This is a genomic window from Lutibacter citreus (assembly GCF_003260195.1).
Taxonomy (GTDB): Bacteria; Bacteroidota; Bacteroidia; order Flavobacteriales; family Flavobacteriaceae; genus Lutibacter; species Lutibacter citreus.
Window position 1 is genome coordinate 31704 of record NZ_QEIH01000006.1, and the last position, 21818, is coordinate 53521.

The 21818-nt window shown below is 30.7% G+C and carries 14 protein-coding genes and 1 riboswitch; of the genes, 1 reads left to right on the forward strand and 13 read right to left on the reverse strand.

What is annotated here, in order from left to right; translation table 11 throughout:
• Nucleotides 1-6: 6 nt before the first annotated feature.
• From DAD81_RS13275 to DAD81_RS13330, 12 genes are all read right to left on the reverse strand, one after another.
• Nucleotides 7-2553: a circularly permuted type 2 ATP-grasp protein gene (locus DAD81_RS13275; RefSeq protein WP_111708772.1), complete on the reverse strand. Its 2547-nt coding sequence runs from the start codon at nt 2551-2553 to the stop codon at nt 7-9.
• Between the two features lie 8 nt (nt 2554-2561).
• The gene (locus DAD81_RS13280; protein WP_111708773.1) at nt 2562-5891 is read right to left on the reverse strand and encodes a transglutaminase family protein; all 3330 of its coding nucleotides are present in this window, start codon (nt 5889-5891) and stop codon (nt 2562-2564) included.
• 410 nt (nt 5892-6301) lie between these two features.
• Nucleotides 6302-6883: a precorrin-2 dehydrogenase/sirohydrochlorin ferrochelatase family protein gene (locus DAD81_RS13285; protein WP_111708774.1), complete on the reverse strand. Its 582-nt coding sequence runs from the start codon at nt 6881-6883 to the stop codon at nt 6302-6304.
• A gap of 3 nt (nt 6884-6886) precedes the next feature.
• The gene (gene cobA / locus DAD81_RS13290) at nt 6887-7669 is read right to left on the reverse strand and encodes a uroporphyrinogen-III C-methyltransferase (protein WP_111708775.1); all 783 of its coding nucleotides are present in this window, start codon (nt 7667-7669) and stop codon (nt 6887-6889) included.
• Nucleotides 7659-9749 carry a HEPN domain-containing protein gene (locus DAD81_RS13295; RefSeq protein ID WP_111708776.1) on the reverse strand — a complete coding sequence of 697 codons (2091 nt, stop codon included), beginning with the start codon at nt 9747-9749 and terminating at the stop codon, nt 7659-7661. Before DAD81_RS13295 ends, cobA begins: the two co-directional genes overlap by 11 nt.
• A gap of 94 nt (nt 9750-9843) precedes the next feature.
• Complete coding sequence (locus DAD81_RS13300; RefSeq protein ID WP_111708777.1) at nt 9844-11091, reverse strand: sulfate adenylyltransferase subunit 1; 1248 nt, start codon at nt 11089-11091, stop codon at nt 9844-9846.
• 113 nt (nt 11092-11204) lie between these two features.
• On the reverse strand, nt 11205-12104 hold the full coding sequence (gene cysD / locus DAD81_RS13305; RefSeq protein WP_111708778.1) for a sulfate adenylyltransferase subunit CysD: 900 nt from the start codon (nt 12102-12104) through the stop codon (nt 11205-11207).
• A gap of 10 nt (nt 12105-12114) precedes the next feature.
• On the reverse strand, nt 12115-12732 hold the full coding sequence (locus DAD81_RS13310; protein WP_245949280.1) for a phosphoadenosine phosphosulfate reductase domain-containing protein: 618 nt from the start codon (nt 12730-12732) through the stop codon (nt 12115-12117).
• Entirely contained in the window at nt 12732-13037 is a 306-nt protein-coding gene (locus tag DAD81_RS13315) for a DUF2061 domain-containing protein (protein WP_317047328.1), read from the reverse strand. The genes DAD81_RS13310 and DAD81_RS13315 overlap by 1 nt, the downstream gene beginning before the upstream one ends.
• A gap of 91 nt (nt 13038-13128) precedes the next feature.
• Nucleotides 13129-14298, reverse strand: coding sequence for a trans-sulfuration enzyme family protein (locus tag DAD81_RS13320; RefSeq protein ID WP_111708781.1), 1170 nt, complete (start codon nt 14296-14298; stop codon nt 13129-13131).
• Nucleotides 14299-14484: 186 nt separating this feature from the next.
• On the reverse strand, nt 14485-17874 hold the full coding sequence (gene thrA, locus DAD81_RS13325; RefSeq protein WP_111708782.1) for a bifunctional aspartate kinase/homoserine dehydrogenase I: 3390 nt from the start codon (nt 17872-17874) through the stop codon (nt 14485-14487).
• 100 nt (nt 17875-17974) lie between these two features.
• A riboswitch (SAM riboswitch) is annotated at nt 17975-18076 on the reverse strand.
• An 83-nt stretch (nt 18077-18159) separates the two neighbouring features.
• Nucleotides 18160-19440: an O-acetylhomoserine aminocarboxypropyltransferase/cysteine synthase family protein gene (locus tag DAD81_RS13330; protein ID WP_111708783.1), complete on the reverse strand. Its 1281-nt coding sequence runs from the start codon at nt 19438-19440 to the stop codon at nt 18160-18162.
• A gap of 695 nt (nt 19441-20135) precedes the next feature.
• Here DAD81_RS13330 and metK point away from each other — a divergent pair.
• On the forward strand, nt 20136-21392 hold the full coding sequence (gene metK, locus DAD81_RS13335; protein ID WP_111708784.1) for a methionine adenosyltransferase: 1257 nt from the start codon (nt 20136-20138) through the stop codon (nt 21390-21392).
• Between the two features lie 69 nt (nt 21393-21461).
• Here the strand turns inward: metK and DAD81_RS13340 are convergent, their stop codons facing one another.
• Nucleotides 21462-21818 (reverse strand): heavy-metal-associated domain-containing protein, encoded by a 357-nt coding sequence (locus DAD81_RS13340; protein ID WP_111708785.1) that lies wholly within the window; start codon nt 21816-21818, stop codon nt 21462-21464.

The window sequence follows — 21818 nt, forward strand, 5'->3', positions numbered from 1 at the left end:
ATCTATTTATTTAATTGAATTTAATAGTTGGGTTTGTTTGTAGGCGTGGTTAAAGTAAGTATTTGAAATTGATAATGATGCATCATGTAACAAATCACTTAATTCCTCTAAAGATTCATCTAATTTTAAACGCATATTAGACTTTAAATCTACGGTTTTTAACTCAGCAACAGTTAAACTATTAATTTTATCGAATGCCTTATTAATATTTATTTGACATTCAGTAAATTCATTACTTGTATTATTTGGTAACTGATCAATATCCTTTTTTATTCTCCTAATTTGATATGATAACGATTTGGCATACTCTTTATCTAACAAAATTAAGTTTATTACATTTTCTAAACTTAAATAAGATTTATAACTATATCTGTAAATATTTAAACTCTCATGGCTACTAAGCAAGGATTCTAATATTTCATATTCTAGTTCTTGATTATGATTTACTATAATTAATGACCTAATTTTAGCAATTGTCATGGTTGCTTCTTCCATTTGAAGTCCAATAAAATAAAGTAAAAGCCCTTGTTTCACCAATATACATTCTTCAGAAAGTGCTCTAAAAGCAATTAATCTAGTAATTATTCTATCAAAAAATTTAACTATAACAGGGATAGAATAATTTTCTTCATTTTTAAAATTTTCCCAAAGTTTTTGTATCCCATCAAAAACACGCCACATATCTCTAGACCATAAATTTCTACGAGAGTAATATGCAAAATTAAAACTTGAAATAGTTTGAGCAAAACTTCCATATCTAGTTTCATCTAATATTACAGACTCAATTTCTTTTAACGGGTTCTTCATTGCCTCTAATTCATTTTCACCAGTAAATCCGGGAAATGTAGAGGTTATGTTTGTAATTGAATTAAAAATGATTTTCAAACTTTCAGATTCAGATTTCCTATGATTAAACTGTACATTTGCCATCTGATTTAAAGCCATTCTTAAATACCTAGCAGTAACTATAGTTCTTCCCAAATACCTTCCAGACCAAAACAAATTTTCAGCAGTATCACTTGGAACATCATTTATTCCTGTAAACCTATTTGAGCTGGTTTGGTTCCAAGAGTAATGTTGAATTTTACTTTGACTTTTATCGCTTACTACCCAAAAATCTTTACTAGTTCCTCCTTTTTGATTAGAAACCAACAATTCCTCTCTTTCAGCTGCAACTCTAACCAACCCTCCAGGCATAACGCTATACCCCTCATTTTTAGCTACCGAAAAAGTTCGACATACTATTTTACGAGGTTCTAATTGCCCATTAACAAAATTTGGAGCAGTTGAAAAATTAATTTTTTCTTGAGCTACAAACTGATAAGGCGTTTTTAAAATTTCAATTTTAAGCTGTTTTAACTCTTTTTTGTTTAAAAATTCACAAAAATAGATATGCTCCCTATGTGTTTTATCTATTCTTTTAACTACAAATGAAGATAAATGTTTTAAAACATATGTTCTTTCTTTTTTTTGTCCACACCACCATGAAGCTATTTGAGGCAATAATAAATCTTCGTTTAAAAAATACTTACAAATAGCATTCAGAAAGGGAATTAACCCTGGGTTTTCAAGAATTCCACTCCCTATAGGATTTACAATTGCAACATTTTGAAGTCTAACTACCTCCATTAAACCTGCAACACCTAAATATGAATCTTCACGCAATTCTAAAGGATCAATAAAAACATCGTCAACTCTTCTGTAGATTACGTCAACTTGCTTTAACCCTTTTAAAGATTTCATCCATAATTTTCCTCCTCTAACAACTAAATCACTTCCTTTTACCAAAGGATATCCTAAAAATGATGACAAATAAGAATGCTCAAAATAAGTTTCATTATGAGGACCAGGAGTTAAAATAACCACTGTTGGATTTTCCTTATTTGATGGAGCCGATGACAATAAAAGTTGATTAAGGTCATTAAAAAAAGCCGATGATTGCTCAACATTTATATCTTCAAAAATTTCAGGTAACATTTTACTAATAGAAAACCTATTTTCTAAAGCATATCCCATACCTGAAGGCACTTGAGCTCTATCATTAACTACCCACATACGTCCATCAGGACCTCTTGCTAAATCAGCTGAATGAATAAGTAATTGTTTGGATGTTTTATACTGAATCTGATCACAAGCTCGTAAAAAACCTCTATGCGCAAAAATAACTTCATAGGGAACAATTCCCTTTTTTATAAGTTCTCTTTTTCCATAAATATCTTTTAACAGTAAGTTTAAAACTTCAGACCGTTGTTGAATGCCTTTTTCTATAGTTTTCCATTCCTCTTTTTGAATTAAAAAAGGGACAACATTTAATTCCCAAGGACGGTTTAATCCTTTTGGATCGTTATATACATTATACGTAACACCATTTTCAGATAATAACCAATCTATCTCACCTTGTTTAGAAATTAGTTTTTCACGACCAATTTCTGAAAGATTATTTAGTAATTTATCCCAATTTTTATCAATTCCTAAATCTGAGGCAAATACCTCATCATATCCTCTATAATCTGTAAAATAATTTCTAAATAGTTTATTTGTGCTCGTTGGCATTCTTGCTTTTATTTTTTCCTTAAATCTAAGGTATTTGGAAATTCAAAGTTAATCGGAATTTCCTTATATCTAAACTTTTTCGAACTTCCTTTTTCTTGCACAGTTTTGGTTGAATCATCACCATCTTGTAACGTTTCTTCAATAGGATCAATTTCACCTTGTGTATGGCCAAATTCCCAAAAACGATTAATTCTTCTTGACTCTGCTTCATTGCTGTTTACAGGGTATGTATCATAAGATCTTCCACCTGGATGCGCCACAAAATAAGTACAACCGCCTATTGATCTTCTATTCCATTTATCAACAATATCAAAAACTAATGGTGTATCAACACCAATTGTTGGATGCAACGCAGAATACGGATCCCATGCTTTGTACCTTATCCCTGCAACAAATTCACCTTTTACGGTTGTAGCGCTCAACTGAACTTTTACACCATTACACGTTAAAACATATCTTTCTTCTACAAAGTTAGATACTTTAACTTGAATTCTTTCTAATGAAGAATCTACATAACGTGCTGTTCCTCCACCTGTCATTTCTTCTCCTAAAACATTCCAAGGCTCAATAGCTGCACGTAATTCAATATGAATATTATTAATATCAACCATTCCATGTAATGGAAATCTAAATTCAAAAAATGGATTGAACCAATCTTCTTTAAATTTATAACCTGCTTTATTTAATTGCTCTACAATATCCTTAATATCCTCACGTACAAAATGTTCAATCAAAAACTTATCATGTAATTCTGTTCCCCAACGCACCAAATCATGTTCGTATGGTTTTTTCCAGAACCAAGATACTAAGGTTCTTACTAATAACATTTGCATTAAACTCATCTCTGGATGTGGTGGCATATCAAAACCTCTAAGTTCTAGAATTCCTAACCTTCCCGAAGAAGAATCTGGTGAATATAATTTATCTATACAAAATTCCGCACGATGCGTATTCCCTGTTAAATCTGTTAATAAATGTCTAAATAAACGATCCGTTAACCAAAACGGCACTTCTCCATCTTTTGGAATTTGACTAAATGCAATTTCCAATTCATATAAATTTTCTAAACGTGCCTCATCAACTCTTGGAGCTTGACTCGTTGGCCCAACAAATGAACCCGAAAATAAATACGATAATCCCGGATGATGTTGCCAAAATGTTAATAAACTTCTTAATAAACTCGGTTTTCTTAACAATGGACTATCAGCTGGTGTTACACCACCTAAAGTTACATGATTTCCACCACCAGTTCCTGTATGCTTGCCATCAAGCATAAATTTTTCTGTACCTAAACGTGCTTGTTTTGCTTCTCTATAAATAGTAAACGTATTTTCCGTAAGTTCTTTCCAATTATGTGTTGGGTGTACATTAACTTCAATTACTCCTGGATCTGGCGTAATTTTCATAGACTCTAATCTACTGTCTTTTGGCGGCTCATAGCCTTCCATAATAACAGGTATTTTTAATTCTCTTGCAGTTAATTCAATAGACGAAATTAAATCTAAAAATATTTCTGCACTATCTAATGGTGGTAAGAAAAGATATAATTTACCTTCCCTAACCTCAGCACAAAGAGCTGTTCTCACAAAATAATCATGTTCATTTTGTAAAACACCTTCACTTAAATATTCCCTATGTCTTTTTAAAACATGATTTTTAAAACTTGGTAATTTTTTCTTTTTAGAAAAATTATCTGGCTCAAATTTAGGAAACTCATTTCCTGGTTTTTCAATTAAAGATTCTAAAGGTAATCTTAACCCTACTGGTGAATTTCCAGGGATTAAAAAGGCATGTTGCCGTCTAAACTCCCATTTATTTGTATACCATTGTCCTTCTGAATTATTTAAAGGCAATACATAACCAACAGCTTTATCGGTACCTGATTCTAAGATTTCATTTAACTTTTTACGTACAAGTGAAGCGTCTTTATCTTTAGCAGGATCAATATCAACAGGTAATTTACCTTGTTCCCATAAAAAATAAAATGCGTCCTCATAAGTTGGTAAAATATGTTCACTAGAAATTCTTAAATAATTGGTAAGCTTTTCTAAAAATAATAAATCCGCATTTTCTGGTAATACTACATTTTCAGAAAAAGCACCTAACCATTTTTTATTATGCCAAATTGGTTTTCCATCTTTTCTCCAACAAATTTCAATTTGCCACCTAGGAAGCGGCTCACCAGGATACCATTTACCTTGAGCGTGATGTAAAACTCCTCCTTTGGCAAATTTTCCATATAATTTTTTAGTAAGATTGGCTGCTAATTTTCTTTTATGTTCTCCATCAGCATCAGTATTCCATTCTGGAGATTCCATATCATCAATAGAAACAAAAGTAGGCTCACCTCCCATTGTTAATCTTACGTCTCCTTTTTCTAATTCTTTTTCAACTTTAAAACCAAGTTTGTAAATTTCCTTCCACTGTTCTTCCGTATAAGGTTTGGTTACACGTGGAGATTCAAAAATTCTTTTTACTGTATTTTCATAAAAGAATTCCGTTTCACATATATCTGTTAAGCCTTCCACAGGGGCCGCACTTTCAAAATTTGGAGTACATGCTAAAGGAATATGACCTTCTCCCGCTAATAAACCTGAAGTTGCATCAAAACCAATCCAACCTGCTCCAGGAAGGTAAACTTCTGCCCATGCATGTAAATCTGTAAAATCTTCTTCTGGCCCAGAAGGTCCATCTAAAGACTTTTCATCAGATTTTAATTGTACCAAATAACCCGATACAAATCGCGCTCCAAAACCTAAATGACGTAATGTTTGAACAAATAACCATGCATAATCTCTACAAGAACCACTTTTACCATTAAGTGTTTCTTCACAAGTTTGCACACCAGGATCTAATCTTATATTGTAATTTAAATATTCATAAATCTTTCGATTGATATCAATTAAAAAATAAATGGTTTTTCTGGGGGTATAATCTATTGTTTTTAGAAAGTCTTCTAAAAGCTTTCCTTTTTCTGTAATTTCTAAATAAGGAGATAATTCCTTTTTTATAGTTTCAGTATAGTTAAATGGATATTCTTCCGCAGCTTCTTCAACAAAAAAGTCGAATGGATTAATTGTTTTTAAATCAGCTAAAATTTCAACTTCAATGGATAATTCTTTTGTTTTATCCGGAAAAATTAACCTCGCCATATAATTTCCAAAAGGATCTTGCTGCCAGTTAAAAAACTGATTTTCAGGCTTTATCTTTATTGAGTAAGATTCAATTGGAGTTCTACTATGAGGAGCTGGCCTTAATCTAAAAATATGAGGTGATAATGAAACCAAACGATCATATTTATATACTGTCTTATGTGAGATTACAATTTTTAAAGCCATATGTACTATTTTATAAAAATAATGTGATTTGTATTTGGCACTTCATTATTTTGAATTTTTAATTTAATAACAAATAAAGTCATCTATTATTGAAAATCTTATCAAAAATAATAGAATCAAAAATTTGAGTTTTTACAAAATAATATATTTTAACAGCACCTTTATTTCTTTGGTATTTTCTTATTCAAATCATTCAAAAAAAAGAATAATTACATTTTAGAACAAGATAATGCGAAATTACCAATATTTCAACAAATATTAATTTTTAATGAGTTTTATATTTCATTATATATGAATTATTAAATATAATTGCACATATCATATAATATATTTTCAATATCAGAATTTTAATTTATGAAAATTGAAGTAATTACAAAATAATGAAATATCTTTAGGAAAATAAGTAGAGATTAATCTTTTTTATTAATTATTCCTTTGGTAAGTGTGTTTAATGTTGTTAATTTTTCTTGAAAATCACCTTTAAGTGTTTTTCTATAAGTATTTAAATTCTTAGCTAAATCATCAATATTTTCAGGTATTACATCTTCAAAAAACTGACGCAAACGTTTTGCCAACGTTGGTGATTTTCCGTTTGTTGAAATTGCTATTTTAATATTTCCTTTAGTAACAATTCCACCCATATAAAAATCGCAATATGGTGGATTATCTGCTACATTAACCAATATAGTTCTCTCTTTACAATCCTTATAAACTTGAACATTCACATCAATATTATCGGTTGTTGCGATTACTATATGCCTTCCATCTAAATAAGAAACTTTATAAGAATCCTCAACAAGCTTAACATCATGTTTATTAGCTAACTCAATTAATTCTGGTAAAAAAGTTATAGAAACAATGGTTACATTTGCATTAGGGCTGGATTTTAACAAGAACGTTAATTTTTCAAGTCCAACATTACCACCTCCAACAATTAGAACATTTAGTTGTGCTACTTTTAAAAAAATTGGGTATAACTCGTTTTTTTCCATAATTTAATACTGGTTCACTTCAGAATTTTGAATTGCTACGTTTTCATAAAACGATCGCAATTTAACACTTTCTTTTACAACCTCACCAATAACAATTATTGCAGGAGAAGATAATTGCTGTTGTTCAACAACTTCTTCAATAGTATTTATTGTTCCTAATCCTATTTTTTCATTCTCAGTAGTTCCATTTTGAATGATTGCTATTGGAACTTCTGTTTTATTAAACTTTTTAAATATTGCAATTATTTCGCTAAGCTTACTCATTCCCATTAAAATAACAATGGTTGCTGTTGATTGCGCTGCTAAATAAACATCATTAGATAATTTTCTTTCTGAAGTTGTACCTGTAATTACCCAAAAACTTTCAGAAACCCCTCTTTTTGTTAATGAAATACCCTGACTTGCAGGAACTGCCATTGAAGAAGAGATACCTGAAATTACTTCGGTTTCAACATTAAAAGACTCTATGTAATCTATTTCTTCAGAACCTCTACCAAATACAAAAGGATCTCCTCCTTTTAAACGAACTACATTACCATATTCAAAAGCACTTTTCACAATTAGCTCATTTATTTCATCTTGAGTATAGCTATGTGAACCTTTGCGCTTGCCAACAAAAATTAATTTTGCAGTAGGCGCATAGGTTAACAATTCTCTATTAATAAGAGCGTCATATAAAATAACATTAGCTTTTTTTAAAGCCTTAACACCTTTTACGGTTATTAAATCCGGATCACCAGGACCCGCTCCAATTAATGTTACTTTATGTTTTATATTAGCTTTCATCTGAAACAACACTTGCTCTATAAGTATCTACTTTTTTATAAAAAGATTGCGCATCAATTAAATAATTTTCAGCAAACTCTTTAGTAGGTTCATTTTTTTGAATTTGAAAAATAAACTCAGAAAAAGGAACATCTAATACTATTTTTGATGCAAAAACTTCTTCAAACTGAGAAATAATTCCGGCGTGTGTATTTGTTTTTTTCCCTTCTGAAATTAGCAGTGCTTTTGCTGTATTTACAATACTTAAATATGAATAATAAATACTATCTGCATATTGATCTTTTTTAAATGATTCTGAGGCATTTTCTAATTTCTCTTCACTTTCAAACAACAAAGTTGCAATTAAATCAATAACAACACCCGCACATTCTCCAACTCCTACTGCTTTTACATATGCTTCATCTGCTCCCCAATCAACAAAATCACTTTGCTCTAAATTAGTAACATCAGACAATGGTTTTAGTAATGTATAAAAATAGCGCTCACCTTTACGATCATAATAATTAATAAATGTCTCATCTACTTTTACATTAGATTGATAATCATTTAAAATTTCACGTAAAGCTTGCGGCCCTCTTTTACTAGGGATTTTCAATACTTTATCTGCAATTCTTCCTTCTCCATTTCCTAAAATACTTCCACCCAATAATACTTGTAACGCTGGCGCTACTAATTTCCCAGATTTAATTGACATTCCCTGAAAACCAATATGTGCCATTGTATGTTGCCCACAAGAGTTCATACAACCACTAATTTTTATGGTAATATCTTTATTATTTATAAATTGAGGATATTCAGATTTTAATACTTTTTCTAATTCTGCAGAAACTCCAGTACTACTTGCAATACCTAAATTACAAGTATCAGTACCCGGACAAGATGTAATATCTAAGGTGCTTTCATATCCTATATCTACAAAACCTAGTTTCTGTAATTCAACATAGAAAAATGGCAATAACTCATTTTTTACATGACGAATTAATATATTTTGACGTAATGATAAACGAATTTCATTACCTGCATATTTTTTAATTAAATCTGCTAAAATTCTAGCTTTATCTGTATAAAAATCTCCTAAATGGACTTTTATCCCAATTGCGCTTAAACCTTCTTGTTTTTGAGCAATTACATTTGTTGCTTTCCAAGCATTATATGTTTTTTGATCTTCAATTTTAACTGTAGGAATTTCAACATGAGATAAGTTAATTTCTTCATCAAAACCAGTAGCATCAATAGGGAATGATTTTACTGACAATGCTTTTTGCTCATCTTCAACTAATTTTACAAAAGCATCAAAACCAATATCTTTAATTAAGAATTTCAAACGAGCCTTTGCTCTTTTAGAACGTTCTCCATATCTATCAAAAACACGTAAAACAGACTCCGTTAAAGGAATAATTTTATCGGCTTCAATAAATTCAAATAAGGTATCTGCTAACCTAGCTTGAGAACCTAACCCACCGGCAACCATCACTTTAAAACCAACCACACCATCTTTAATTTTAGCTATAAAACCTAAATCATGCATAAAACTTAAAGCTGTATCCTTATCTGTACCCGAGAAAGAAATTTTAAATTTCCTTCCTAATTCCTGACAAATAGGATTACGTAAAAAGAATTCGAATGTAGCGTGTGCGTAAGGAGAAACATCAAAAGGTTCATCCACATCAATTCCTGCGGTTTCACTTGCCGTTACATTTCTCACTGCATTACCACAAGCTTCACGCAATGTAATATCATCTTTTTCTAATTCAGCCCAAAGCTCAGGTGTTCTATCTAAACTTACGTGGTGAATTTGAATATCTTGACGGGTAGTAATGTGTAATCTTCCTCTAGAATACTCATCAGAAACGTTGGCTACTCTATGTAATTGTTCGCTGGTTAATTTACCATAAGGTAATTTAATACGAATCATTTGAACACCAAACTGACGTTGACCGTAAACACCTCTTGCAAGACGTAAACTTCTAAAACGCTCTTCATCAATTTCACCTTTATAAAACTGTTGAATCTTTTTTTCTAAGTCAATAATATCCTTCTCGACGATCGGATTTTCGATCTCGCTTCTAAAACTTTGCATTCTTTTTAATTTTTTTAGTTAGTAAAAAAATTCCTAACCCACACAAATGTGCAGGTTAAGTGTATTATATGTTTTTGATTTTTAGTATGTTTTGTTATTCAATAAAACCAACACCAGCAGTACTATTACTTTGTGGATCTATTAAAATAAATGCTCCATTTGTTCTGTGCTCTTTAAAAGCATCAAAAAATATTGGTTTATTTAATTGAAATGAAACAGATGCAATATCATTCATTTGCAACCCTGTAACACCCGTTTCAATACCAGAATAATCTGGATTAATTTTATTGTTAATGGCACTTACTTTTGCCAATACTTTATTTACACCATGCTGAAGAACATACTTAGACCCTGGAACTAATTGTTTAGCATCCATCCAAGAAATTGTAGCTGTTAATGTTTTTTCAACCTTTGGTAATTCACCAACTTTAACAATCATATCTCCTCTACTTACATTTACATCATTTTCCAATGTTAATGTAACTGAAGACCTACGTGCAGCAGTTTCATATTTTTTGTCGTAAAAATAAATTTCTTTTACTTTAGTTTTTGTTTCAGAAGGCAACACAATTACCTCATCACCTACACTAATAGAACCTCCATATACTTTTCCTGCATACCCTCTATAATCGTGATATTCTTCGGTTTTAGGGCGTATTACATATTGAACTGGAAAACGAGCTTTACCTCTATTGTAAATATCTGCGGTATCAATCTTTTCTAAATGTTCTAGTAACGTGTTCCCACTATACCAAGACATTATTTTTGACTTGTCAACAACATTATCTCCTTTTAAAGCACTTACAGGAATAAACGTAATGTTTTGATCTTCATAGTCACTTTTTTCAACTAATTTTTGAAATTCATTTTTAATTTCATTGTATCTTTCTTCAGAGAAATCAACTAAATCCATTTTATTTACAGCAACTATTACATCTTTTACACGTAATAGGTTATTAATAAAAAAGTGACGGTATGTTTGCTCAATTACACCATGACGAGCATCAATTAAAATAATTGCTACTTGAGATGTTGAAGCTCCTGTTACCATGTTACGTGTATATTCCACGTGACCTGGAGTATCTGCTATTATATAACTTTTTGTAGCTGTTGAAAAATATATGTGAGCTACATCAATTGTAATTCCTTGTTCGCGTTCTGCAACTAAACCATCCGTAGCTAAAGAAAAATCTAAATAATCATATCCTTTTTGCTTACTACTACGTTCAATTGCTTCTAATTTATCGGATGTTAATGATTTTGTATCATACAATAACCTTCCAATTAAAGTACTTTTTCCGTCATCTACACTTCCTGCTGTTGCTATTTTTAAAACTTCCATTTTCTGTTTAGCTATGTGCCATTTGCTTTTGCTACTGGCTTTAATTTTATTTTTTATTAATCAGCTAATGAATTTAAATCCTTAGCTTTAAGACAAATTTTCAATTGAAAATTTTAAAAGTACCCTTGTTGCTTGCGCTCTTCCATAGCTGCTTCAGATCTTTTGTCATCAATTCTAGCTCCACGCTCAGAAATACTTGAATCTCTAATCTCCTCAACAACCTTACTAATTGTAGTAGCATAAGAATCTACAGCTGCTGTACAGCTCATATCCCCCACAGTTCTAAAACGAACCATACGCTCTTCAACTTCCTCTTCTTCATCTCTATAAACATGTTCTGACGCAGACCATATAAGTCCATCTCTTAAAAAGACTTCACGTTTGTGTGCAAAATAAATAGATGGTATTTCTAAAACTTCACGTTCAATATAAGTCCAAACATCTAATTCTGTCCAGTTTGAAATAGGAAAAACACGTACATTTTGTCCAAAATCAATTTCACCATTTAACATATCGAATAACTCTGGACGTTGGTTTCTTTCATCCCATTGACCAAAATCATCACGTACAGAAAAAATACGCTCTTTAGCTCTTGCTTTCTCTTCATCTCTTCTTGCACCACCAATACACGCATCAAATTTAAACTCTTCAATAGCATCTAATAAAGTAGTTGTCTGCAACATATTTCTACTTGAATATCTTCCAGATTCTTCTTTTACTTTACCTTGATCTATTGAATCTTGTACGTTACGCACAATTAATTCCAATCCTAATTCTTCAACTAATCTATCTCTAAATTCAATTGTTTCAGGAAAGTTATGGCCTGTATCAATATGCATTAATGGAAAAGGAATTTTTGCAGGATGAAATGCTTTTTGAGCCAATCTCACCAATGTAATTGAATCTTTTCCACCAGAAAATAATAATACTGGTTTTTCAAATTGAGCAGCAACTTCTCTAAAAATGTAAATTGCTTCGTTCTCAAGTGCGTTAATTTGAACTGTTTCTGTCATCTTTCTTTTTTTATGAATGCAATCCACATTCTCTATTCGACAATACCTTTGTTGGGTCGAAATATTTAAATTCGTTTGGTAAATTATTTTCTTCTAAATAAGCATCTAATTGCTCATCGGTCCAATTATAAAAAGGACTCACTTTTAAAACACCATCTTTACTTAATGATACTACGCTAATACTATCTCTAAAAGCTGTTTGCCCTTTACGTAAATTCGTAAACCAAACATCTGGTTTATGTTCTTGCATTGCTCTATTAAAAGGCTCTAATTTTACTTGCTCAGTAAATATCTTATGCAATGAATCTTCAATTTGAGGAATTCCTATTGTTGCATCTCTATGCGAAGATGTTTGCTGCGGAACATATAAATGAACATTTAAACTTAGTGAATGTATTAATTCATTTGCATGTTTATATGTTTGCGGTGTGTTATAACCTGTGTCGCACCAAATTACCTTTAAATTTCCATCTACCTGCGTACAAGCGTGTAATATAGCAACCTCGTACGGTCTAAAATTAGTTGTAACTACAGGTGCTTTTGCTATACTAATAGCCCAAGCAATAATTTCTTGAGGTGATTTATCTTGTAAATCTTTATTTATTTGTTCTATATCTAAATTTCTCATTATTTCCACCATTTTATATAATTCCAAATTCGTTCATGTCCGTAATACAAAATCATTTTAGTTACAACTTCAATAGATCCAATGGAAATTGCCATTGCTAATTGCCCTGTCACTATCCAAGAAATTGCCATTGTATCAAGTGTTCCGATAATTCTCCAGCTAATTGCTTTTACAGCACTACGAATTGGTTTTTCAGAAGTTTTAACGCTTTCTACGCTAACATCTTGTTTCTGTTTATCCTGTATAAAAATTTGATCTAGCATCATTTTAAATAATTTACATCTATTTTTTGCTGATGCAAACATACATGATTTTTATTACCCTACCAACTTGATAGACTTATAGCCCGTAATTTTTTGAAAGTTTTATTATATTCTCAAAAAATTATGTTAAAAATTAGTTATTTAACGCTTGTGATATGTCTTGAATTATATCATCAATATTTTCTAAACCAACTGAAATACGCACTAAGCCAGGTGTTATACCTGCCGCAAGCCGTTCTTCTTCACTTAATTTACTATGTGTAGTAGATGCCGGATGTGTTACAATAGATCTTGTATCACCTAAATTTGCCGACAATGAACACATTTTAATAGCGTCTAAAAAATTTCTACCAGCCTCAATACCTCCTTTAATTTCCATCGCAATAATATTCCCCCCTAATTTCATTTGCTTTTTCGCAATTTCATATTGAGGATGCGATTTTAAAAAAGGATATTTTACTTTAGAAATCTTTTCATGACCTTCTAAAAATTGAGCTAATTTTAATGCATTTTCACAATGTCTATCAACTCTAACCGCTAAAGTTTCCAAACTTTTACTAAGCACCCAAGCGTTAAATGGTGATAGTGCTGGACCTGTATTTCGAGAAAATAAATAAATTTCTCGTATTAAATCTGAATTACCAACTACAATACCACCCAACACACGACCTTGACCGTCCATTAATTTTGTTGCTGAATGAATAACTAAATCAGCCCCATATTTTATAGGTTGTTGAATATATGGAGTTGCAAAACAATTATCAATAACTAGTAATAAATTGTGCTTTTTTGCAATTTTACCTAATAACTCCAAATCTATAATATCAACTCCTGGATTTGTAGGCGTTTCAGCATATAAAAATTTTGTTGAAGGTTTAATTAAACTTTCAATTTCATCTGGATTATTAATATCAAAATAAGAAGTCTCAATATTCCACTTAGGAAAATACTTTGTAAATAACGTATGCGTTGAACCAAAAATTGATCTTGCAGAAACAATATGATCTCCACTACTTAATAATGCCGCGAAGCTTGAATACACCGCTGCCATTCCGGTAGCAAAAGCATAACCATCTTCCGCTCCTTCCATTTTCATAACTTTTTCAACAAACTCTGTGGTATTTGGATTGCTGTAACGAGAATAAATATTTCGTATTTTCTCTTCAGTAAATGAAGCTCTCATATCTTCTGCATCGTCAAATACAAAACTTGAAGTAACATACATTGGTGTAGTATGTTCTTGAAATTGTGAACGTTCTAATTGCGTTCTAATAGCATCTGTTTCAAATTTGTTATCGCTCATTATATCTGTTATTTATTCTAAAAATCTTAGTATTATTTTTTTTGCGTTTCCTTTCAGATCGTATTTATCATTATCTCTTTTCTCCATTTCACTTCAAAAAAAGATACCACTACTTTCACTAACGCAATTTTAATTAAGGTTTCAACTATTAAAAATCACCTCAATAACATTTTTTAATATTCCTTATTAATTCTTTTCTGCTAATCTTAAAATATCACCAAATACACCTCTTGCAGTTACTGCTGCTCCTGCTCCTGCTCCTTGAATTACAATTGGTTTTTCACCATAAGATTCTGTAAATACTTCAAAAATAGCATCTGCACCTTGTATTTGTCCTAAAGCACTATTTGCTGGAACGGAAATTAATTTCACTTCCAAAACTCCTTTATCTTCTTGTAAATTACCAGATAAATCACCTATATACCTTAAAACATGACCGTCTTCTTGGTTTTCTTTTATCTTTTTATAGTAATCATCAAATTCATTTAATTTACCTAAAAATTCTTTTGCAGAACCTTCTCTTAAATTTTCTGGAATTAGATTTTCAATTACTACATCCTCAAATTCATTTTGTAAATCAAGCTCACGTGCTAAAATTAATAATTTTCTTCCAACATCATTTCCACATAAATCTTCACGTGGATCCGGCTCTGTAAAACCACTTTCAATTGCTTCTTTTAACACAGAACTAAACGGTCTATCTTCAACAGAATATGTATTAAATAAATAACTTAATGACCCAGAAAAAACACCTCTAATACCTGTAATATTTTCACCTGAATCATGCAATAATTTAATTGTATCAATTAATGGTAAACCAGCACCTACATTAGTTTCATACAAATAAGCCTTCTTATTTTCGCTTAATTTTTTACGTAATTCTTTATAGAATTCATAGCTCAATGTATTTGCTATTTTGTTTGAAGAAATTAAATCAAACCCGTTTTCAACAAGATCAATATAATTTTTAACAAATTCGCTACTTGCAGTATTATCAACTGCTATTAAATTCTCTAAATGATATTTTTCAGCATATTCAAGAATATTCTGAAGGCTATTTTCAACAGTTGATTCACTTAAATCTTGTTCCCAATTTTCAGAAACACCATTTTTAGATAGCAATACTTTTGAAGAATTTGCTACTGCAAAAATATTTAAGTTTATATTCTTTCTTTTAACAATATTTTCTTTGCTCTTTAATATTTGATTAATAAGTGTTCCACCCACTAAGCCTTTACCAAAAACAGCAATATTTATATTTTTAGAAACACCAAATATTTCTCCATGAATCACATTTACAGCTTTCTTTAAATCTGATTTATTAACAACCAAACAAACGTTTTCACCTGTAACTGTATTATTAATTAATATTGGAGTAATATGGTTTTTAATTAATGCGCTATATGGCTGATTAAATGAATATAAACTTTGCCCAATTATTGAAATAACAGAAACATTTTCTTTAATATAAATCTGACTTACATCTTTACTTTGAAATTCATTTTTAAATTCATTCTCTAAAACTTTTTTAGCTTTATAACCATCTCTTGCTTCAACAATAAAACCAATACCACGTTCTGATGATCCTTGTGAAATAATACTTACACTAACATTTTCTTTCCCTAAAGCACCAAATATTCTACCATCTACACCAACTTTTCCTAACAAACCTCTACCAACTAGATTTACTAAAGCTACATCTTCCTGAACAGACAAAGATTTAATACCTCCACGTTCAGTTTCTGGACCAATTAAGGTTCCTTTATTTTCTTTATCAAAAGTATTTAATATTCTTAATGGAATGTTTTTTTGAATAAGAGGAATTATAGTTTTTGCATGTAAAATATTTGCACCAAAATTCGCCATTTCATTAGCTTCTTGGTAAGAAAGTTTTTCAATTTTCTTTGAGTTTTCAACTAAATCCGGGTTTGCAGTATAAATTCCATTTACATGGGTATAATTTTGAAATTCTGAAGCATTTAAAAAGTTAGCTATTAAAGCTGCCGAATAATTACTCCCATTTCTACCCAGTGTAGTTGTATCTCCTTTTATATTTGAACCAATATACCCTGTTATAACCTGAACTTCACCATCTTCAATATTTCTAAAATGCTCAATTACATTTTCTTCTGAAACACTTTCAAATACAATAGCTTCACCAAACTGATTATCAGTTTTAATTAATTTTCTAGAATCTACATATGCAGCCTTCACATTATTTTTATTCAATAAATGTGCTATTACTTTTGCAGATAAAATTTCACCTTGCGCAAGCACTTGGTCTTTTACTTTTGCACTGTAATCTCCTAATAAATTTACCCCCTTAAAAATCTCATCTAACAATTTAAATTCTGCAGATACATTAACTGATGAATCAGGCTCAAGTTGAAATTCTTTTAATTGTTTAAGCTCTTCTAAATAAGGCAAATCATTTTTTGCTTTTTCTAAAATTGATTCTAATTGATCGGTGGTTTTTCCTCTTGCCGAAACAACTAAAGCTATTTGCTCATTATTGTCAACTTTGCTAGAAACAATACTTAGAGTACTTTCTAAACCTATACCATTTGCAAGGGATTTCCCTCCGAATTTTACTATTTTCATTTTATTCTTTTTAGAACTTTGATTAAAAACTGAATCAACAATTTTCTCTAATTGTTTGTGCTCAATTAAAAAGGCATCATGCCCGTGCACAGAATTTATTTCATTATAAGTAACACTTGGATTTGTTAAAGCCAATTGTTTGTGAGTTTCTTTATTTTCTTCAGCCGTAAAAAACAAATCCGAACTAACACCAATTATATGAATATTAGCTTTTATTGAATCTAAAATATGCTCATCTCTACCTTTTGTAGCATCAATTGTTCTTAATAATTGATTCATTAATTTATAGGCTGAAAGTTGAAACCGTTCCTGCAATTTTGCACCATGGTGTAGCAACCAGCTTTCAACATTAAAAATCTCTAACTCTTCATTTTTAGAACGCTGAAAACGTTCTTTAAAAGATTCTGGAGTTCTATAACACAACATTGCATGCATACGCGCATCGTGAACAGGATTGCTAGAATTAGATAAAAATTGTTCTTGAATTTGACAATTAGCAATTAACCAATCTGTAGATTTCCAGTCTGTTGCTATTGTTATTAAGTGCTTTGTAATTTTAGGGCTTAAAACAGCCATTTCCCAAGCAATTCCGCCTCCTAAAGACCCTCCAATTAACGCAAACAACTCTTCTATATTTAATATATTAAGTCCTTTTAGGAAAATTTTAGCGATATCTCTTGCAACAAATTCCTTGTAGTTTTCTATTACAAAACCATCAAATCCATTTCCTGGAATATTAAAAGCTAAAACTGTATACTCTTTAGTATTTATAACTTTATTATCTCCAATTAAATCTTTCCACCAACCATTTTCACCCGCAACTTCAGAATTACCTGTTAATGCATGATTCACTAAAATTATAGGAGCACTATGTAATTCCTTACCAAAAACCTGATAAGAAAGTTTTATATTAATAGGTTGCGTGCCTTTTTCTGGAACAAAACCTGTTAATGAAATATTTTTAAGTTGACTCATTAATAATACAAATTAATAAAAACTATTAGTTTAAATTTTTTCAGTTGCTTAACGATTAATATTATGAGAGAGGTTTTAAATTACCTGCGGTAATTTGCTTGAGTTATCTATCCATAATGGGTAGAATTTAGCACCTTCTTTAATAAGTAAAGGGTTGCTAAGGCTTCAACGGGTCTATTCCCTCTGCCTTTCTTGATAACATTATTCAATAAGATTATGAACTAAGCAGCAAATTAACGCAATAATTTTTTACCATACAATACTTTTAATAAAAATTTAATTTACTTATATTTTTGCTTCAACAAAAGCTTGTTCTAAATCATTCTTCAAGTCTTCAATATCCTCAAGACCAACAGATAATCTAATTAAATCTTGACCTACACCAGCTCCTGCTTGTTGCTCAGCTGTTAGTTGCTGATGTGTTGTACTTGCAGGGTGAATTATTAACGATTTTGTATCACCAATATTGGCTAGCAAAGAAAATATTTTTGTCGCATCTGTTACTTTTTTAGCTGCTTCAAAACCACCTTTTAAACCAAATGTAACTAAACCACTTTGACCTTTTGGTAAGTATTTTTTTGCCAATGTATTATATTTACTACTTTTTAAACCAGGGTAATTTACCCAAGCCACTTCTTCTCTATCTTCTAACCATTGAGCCAATTCCAATGCATTTGCACTGTGTTGTTTAATACGAACAGGCAACGTTTCCAAACCTTGAATAATTTGAAAAGCATTAAAAGGGCTTAAAGCTCCACCAAAATCACGTAACCCCTCTAAAATTAATTTAAAAGTAAAAGCTGCCGCTCCTAAAGCTTCACTATATACTAAACCATGGTAACCTTCTGAAGGCTCTGTAAATTCAGGGAATTTTCCATTTGTCCAATCAAAAGTACCAGCATCAATAATTGCTCCACCTAATGAACTTCCATGACCTCCAATATATTTAGTTAAAGAATGAATAACCAAGTTAGCACCGTGTTTAATAGGATTTAATAATGCCGGACTTGCAACTGTATTATCAACTATAAATGGTACTTCTGCAGCTTTAGATTGTTCTGCTATTGCTTCCAAATCTAACACATCTAATTTTGGATTTCCTAAAGACTCTACAAAAAATGCTCTTGTATTTTCTTGAACAGCATCTTTAAAATTTTCTGGATTTGAAGCATCAACAAAAGTTGTTGTAATTCCTAACCTTGGTAGAGTAACATTTAACAATGTAAAAGTTCCTCCGTATAAACTGCTTGAAGCTACAATATGATCTCCAGCTTTTAATAAGGTTAATAAACCTGATGAAATTGCCGCTGCACCTGAAGCAAAAACAACTGCTCCTACTCCACCCTCAATAGCTGCTAAACGTTGTTGTAAAATATCATTAGTTGGGTTATTTAAACGTGTATAAATAAACCCTAATTCTTTTAATGAGAATAAATTTGCAGCATGTTCTGTATTGTTAAAAACATACGATGATGATTGATAAATTGGCACTGCTCTTGTTCCTGCCGTGCTATTTGTATCGTGTCCTGCGTGTAAAGCTAATGTTGAAATTTTTTGAGTACTCATAATATCCTTTAATATTTTTTTAGTTTTAATTTTATAATAAAAAAAGTCTCTTTGGCTTTAGGTATTACCAAAGAGACTTAAATATACTATTTAATTTCTGTTTAGTTTAGGCAATACCATTTCATTGTATTATGCATCATTCGCATAAACATCTCAAAAAAATTAAGAATATAAATATGGTTTATTAAATTCATTTTTATCTTTATTAAAACAAAAAACCCCTGATAATTCAGAGGTTTCTATTTATTTATATTATTAAATTTTAAACAATAGCACCCTCTGCGTATAAATTACACATCATCCAACGCTTTTTGTTAAATTTAATATTCATTTTTTCTTGTTTTATTGATGCAAATGTAATCACAAATTTTTAATTTACAACATATGTCACTTTTTTTTAATAAAACTCACGGTTACTATAAATCTTAAATCATCCTTAAATATTCTAAAAAAATGGTTGTAATACACTATTTCAAAACCGTTTATAAATAAAACTTTAAAAAATTTAAGATTTATTTAGCATCTATTTTTTATTTAGGTTTATATTTTTCATAGATTTGCACACGAAATAATTAGAGGAAGAATTTGAACTGATTGCAACCTCATTAAAAAATGCTAAAGCAGTAAGTTTTTACTTCTTTTAGCGACTATTGCAATCAACTTATTTTCTTCATTCATTTTAAAATAAAAATATTATGTCATATTTATTTACTTCTGAATCCGTTTCTGAAGGACACCCAGATAAAGTATCGGATCAAATATCAGATGCCTTGGTTGATAATTTTTTAGCCTTCGATAAAGATTCTAAAATTGCTTGTGAAACATTAGTCACTACTGGTCAAGTAGTACTTGCAGGTGAAGTTAAATCGAAAACCTACTTAGATGTTCAAAAAATAGCAAGAGATGTTATTAATACAATTGGATATACTAAAAGCGAGTATATGTTTGATGGAAATTCTTGTGGTGTATTTTCAGCTATACACGAACAATCTCAAGACATTAACCAAGGTGTAGACAGAGACTCTAAAGAAGAACAAGGAGCTGGTGACCAAGGAATGATGTTTGGATATGCTACCAACGAAACTGAAAACTTTATGCCATTGGCTTTAGATTTAAGTCATAGAATTTTAATAGAACTTGCTGAACTAAGAAGAGAAAACAATGAAATCTCATACTTACGTCCAGACTCTAAAAGTCAAGTAACTATTGAGTATACAGATGACAACGTGCCTTTTAGAATTAAAGATATTGTAGTTTCTACACAACACGATCAGTTTTTAGAAGATGACAATGAAATGTTAGCTAAAATTAAAGCTGATATTATAAACATTTTAATTCCAAGAGTAATTGCTAAGTTACCTGACGCTATTAAAGCTTTATTCAATGATAATATTGTTTACCATGTAAATCCTACAGGTAAGTTTGTTATTGGAGGACCTCACGGTGATACTGGATTAACGGGAAGAAAAATTATTGTTGATACATACGGTGGTAAAGGAGCTCACGGTGGTGGAGCTTTTTCAGGAAAAGACCCTAGTAAAGTTGATAGAAGTGCTGCATATGCAACAAGACATATTGCTAAAAACTTAGTTGCTGCAGGTGTTGCAGATGAAATTTTAATTCAAGTTTCTTATGCTATTGGAGTTGTTGAACCTATGGGTATCTATGTGAATACTTACGGAACTTCAAACGTTGATTTAGCAGATGGGGAAATAGCTGAAATTGTTTCAACTATTTTTGACATGAGACCTTCAGCTATTGAAAAGCGTTTAAAATTACGTCAACCTATGTATTTAGAAACTGCCGCTTATGGCCATATGGGAAGAGAAAACAAAATAGTAAATAAATCATTTAGAAATGTAGATGGAACTGAAATCTCTCTAGATGTTGAATTATTTACTTGGGAAAAACTTGATTATGTGAACAAAGTAAAAGAAGCTTTTAAATTATAATAGTTAACCTAAACACTATAAAAAAAGACGATTTTTTTAAGAAAATCGTCTTTTTTTTATACAATTATTTTATTCGTCTTTGTGATCTTCAATTACTTCTTCATCTCTATATTTACAACAATTATGCAAACCATTATAAGCTTCATCAGAAGCTTTCAAATCTTTCATATCGTGACCAACATTGGCAACGCTATTTTTTATTGATTTCACATCCGTTTTACGTTCATCAAAAATAAGACTCAATTCATGAGTTTTCACATTCCACACTGCAGATTTTACACCCTTTGTTTTTATACAAGCTTTTTCAATTCGCTCTTTACACATTAAACATACACCATCAACTTCAAATGAAGTTCTTGCATTTTTATTTTGCGAATAAGATAATGCCCCCACAAAAAACACTAATAAGATTACTAATTTTTTCAT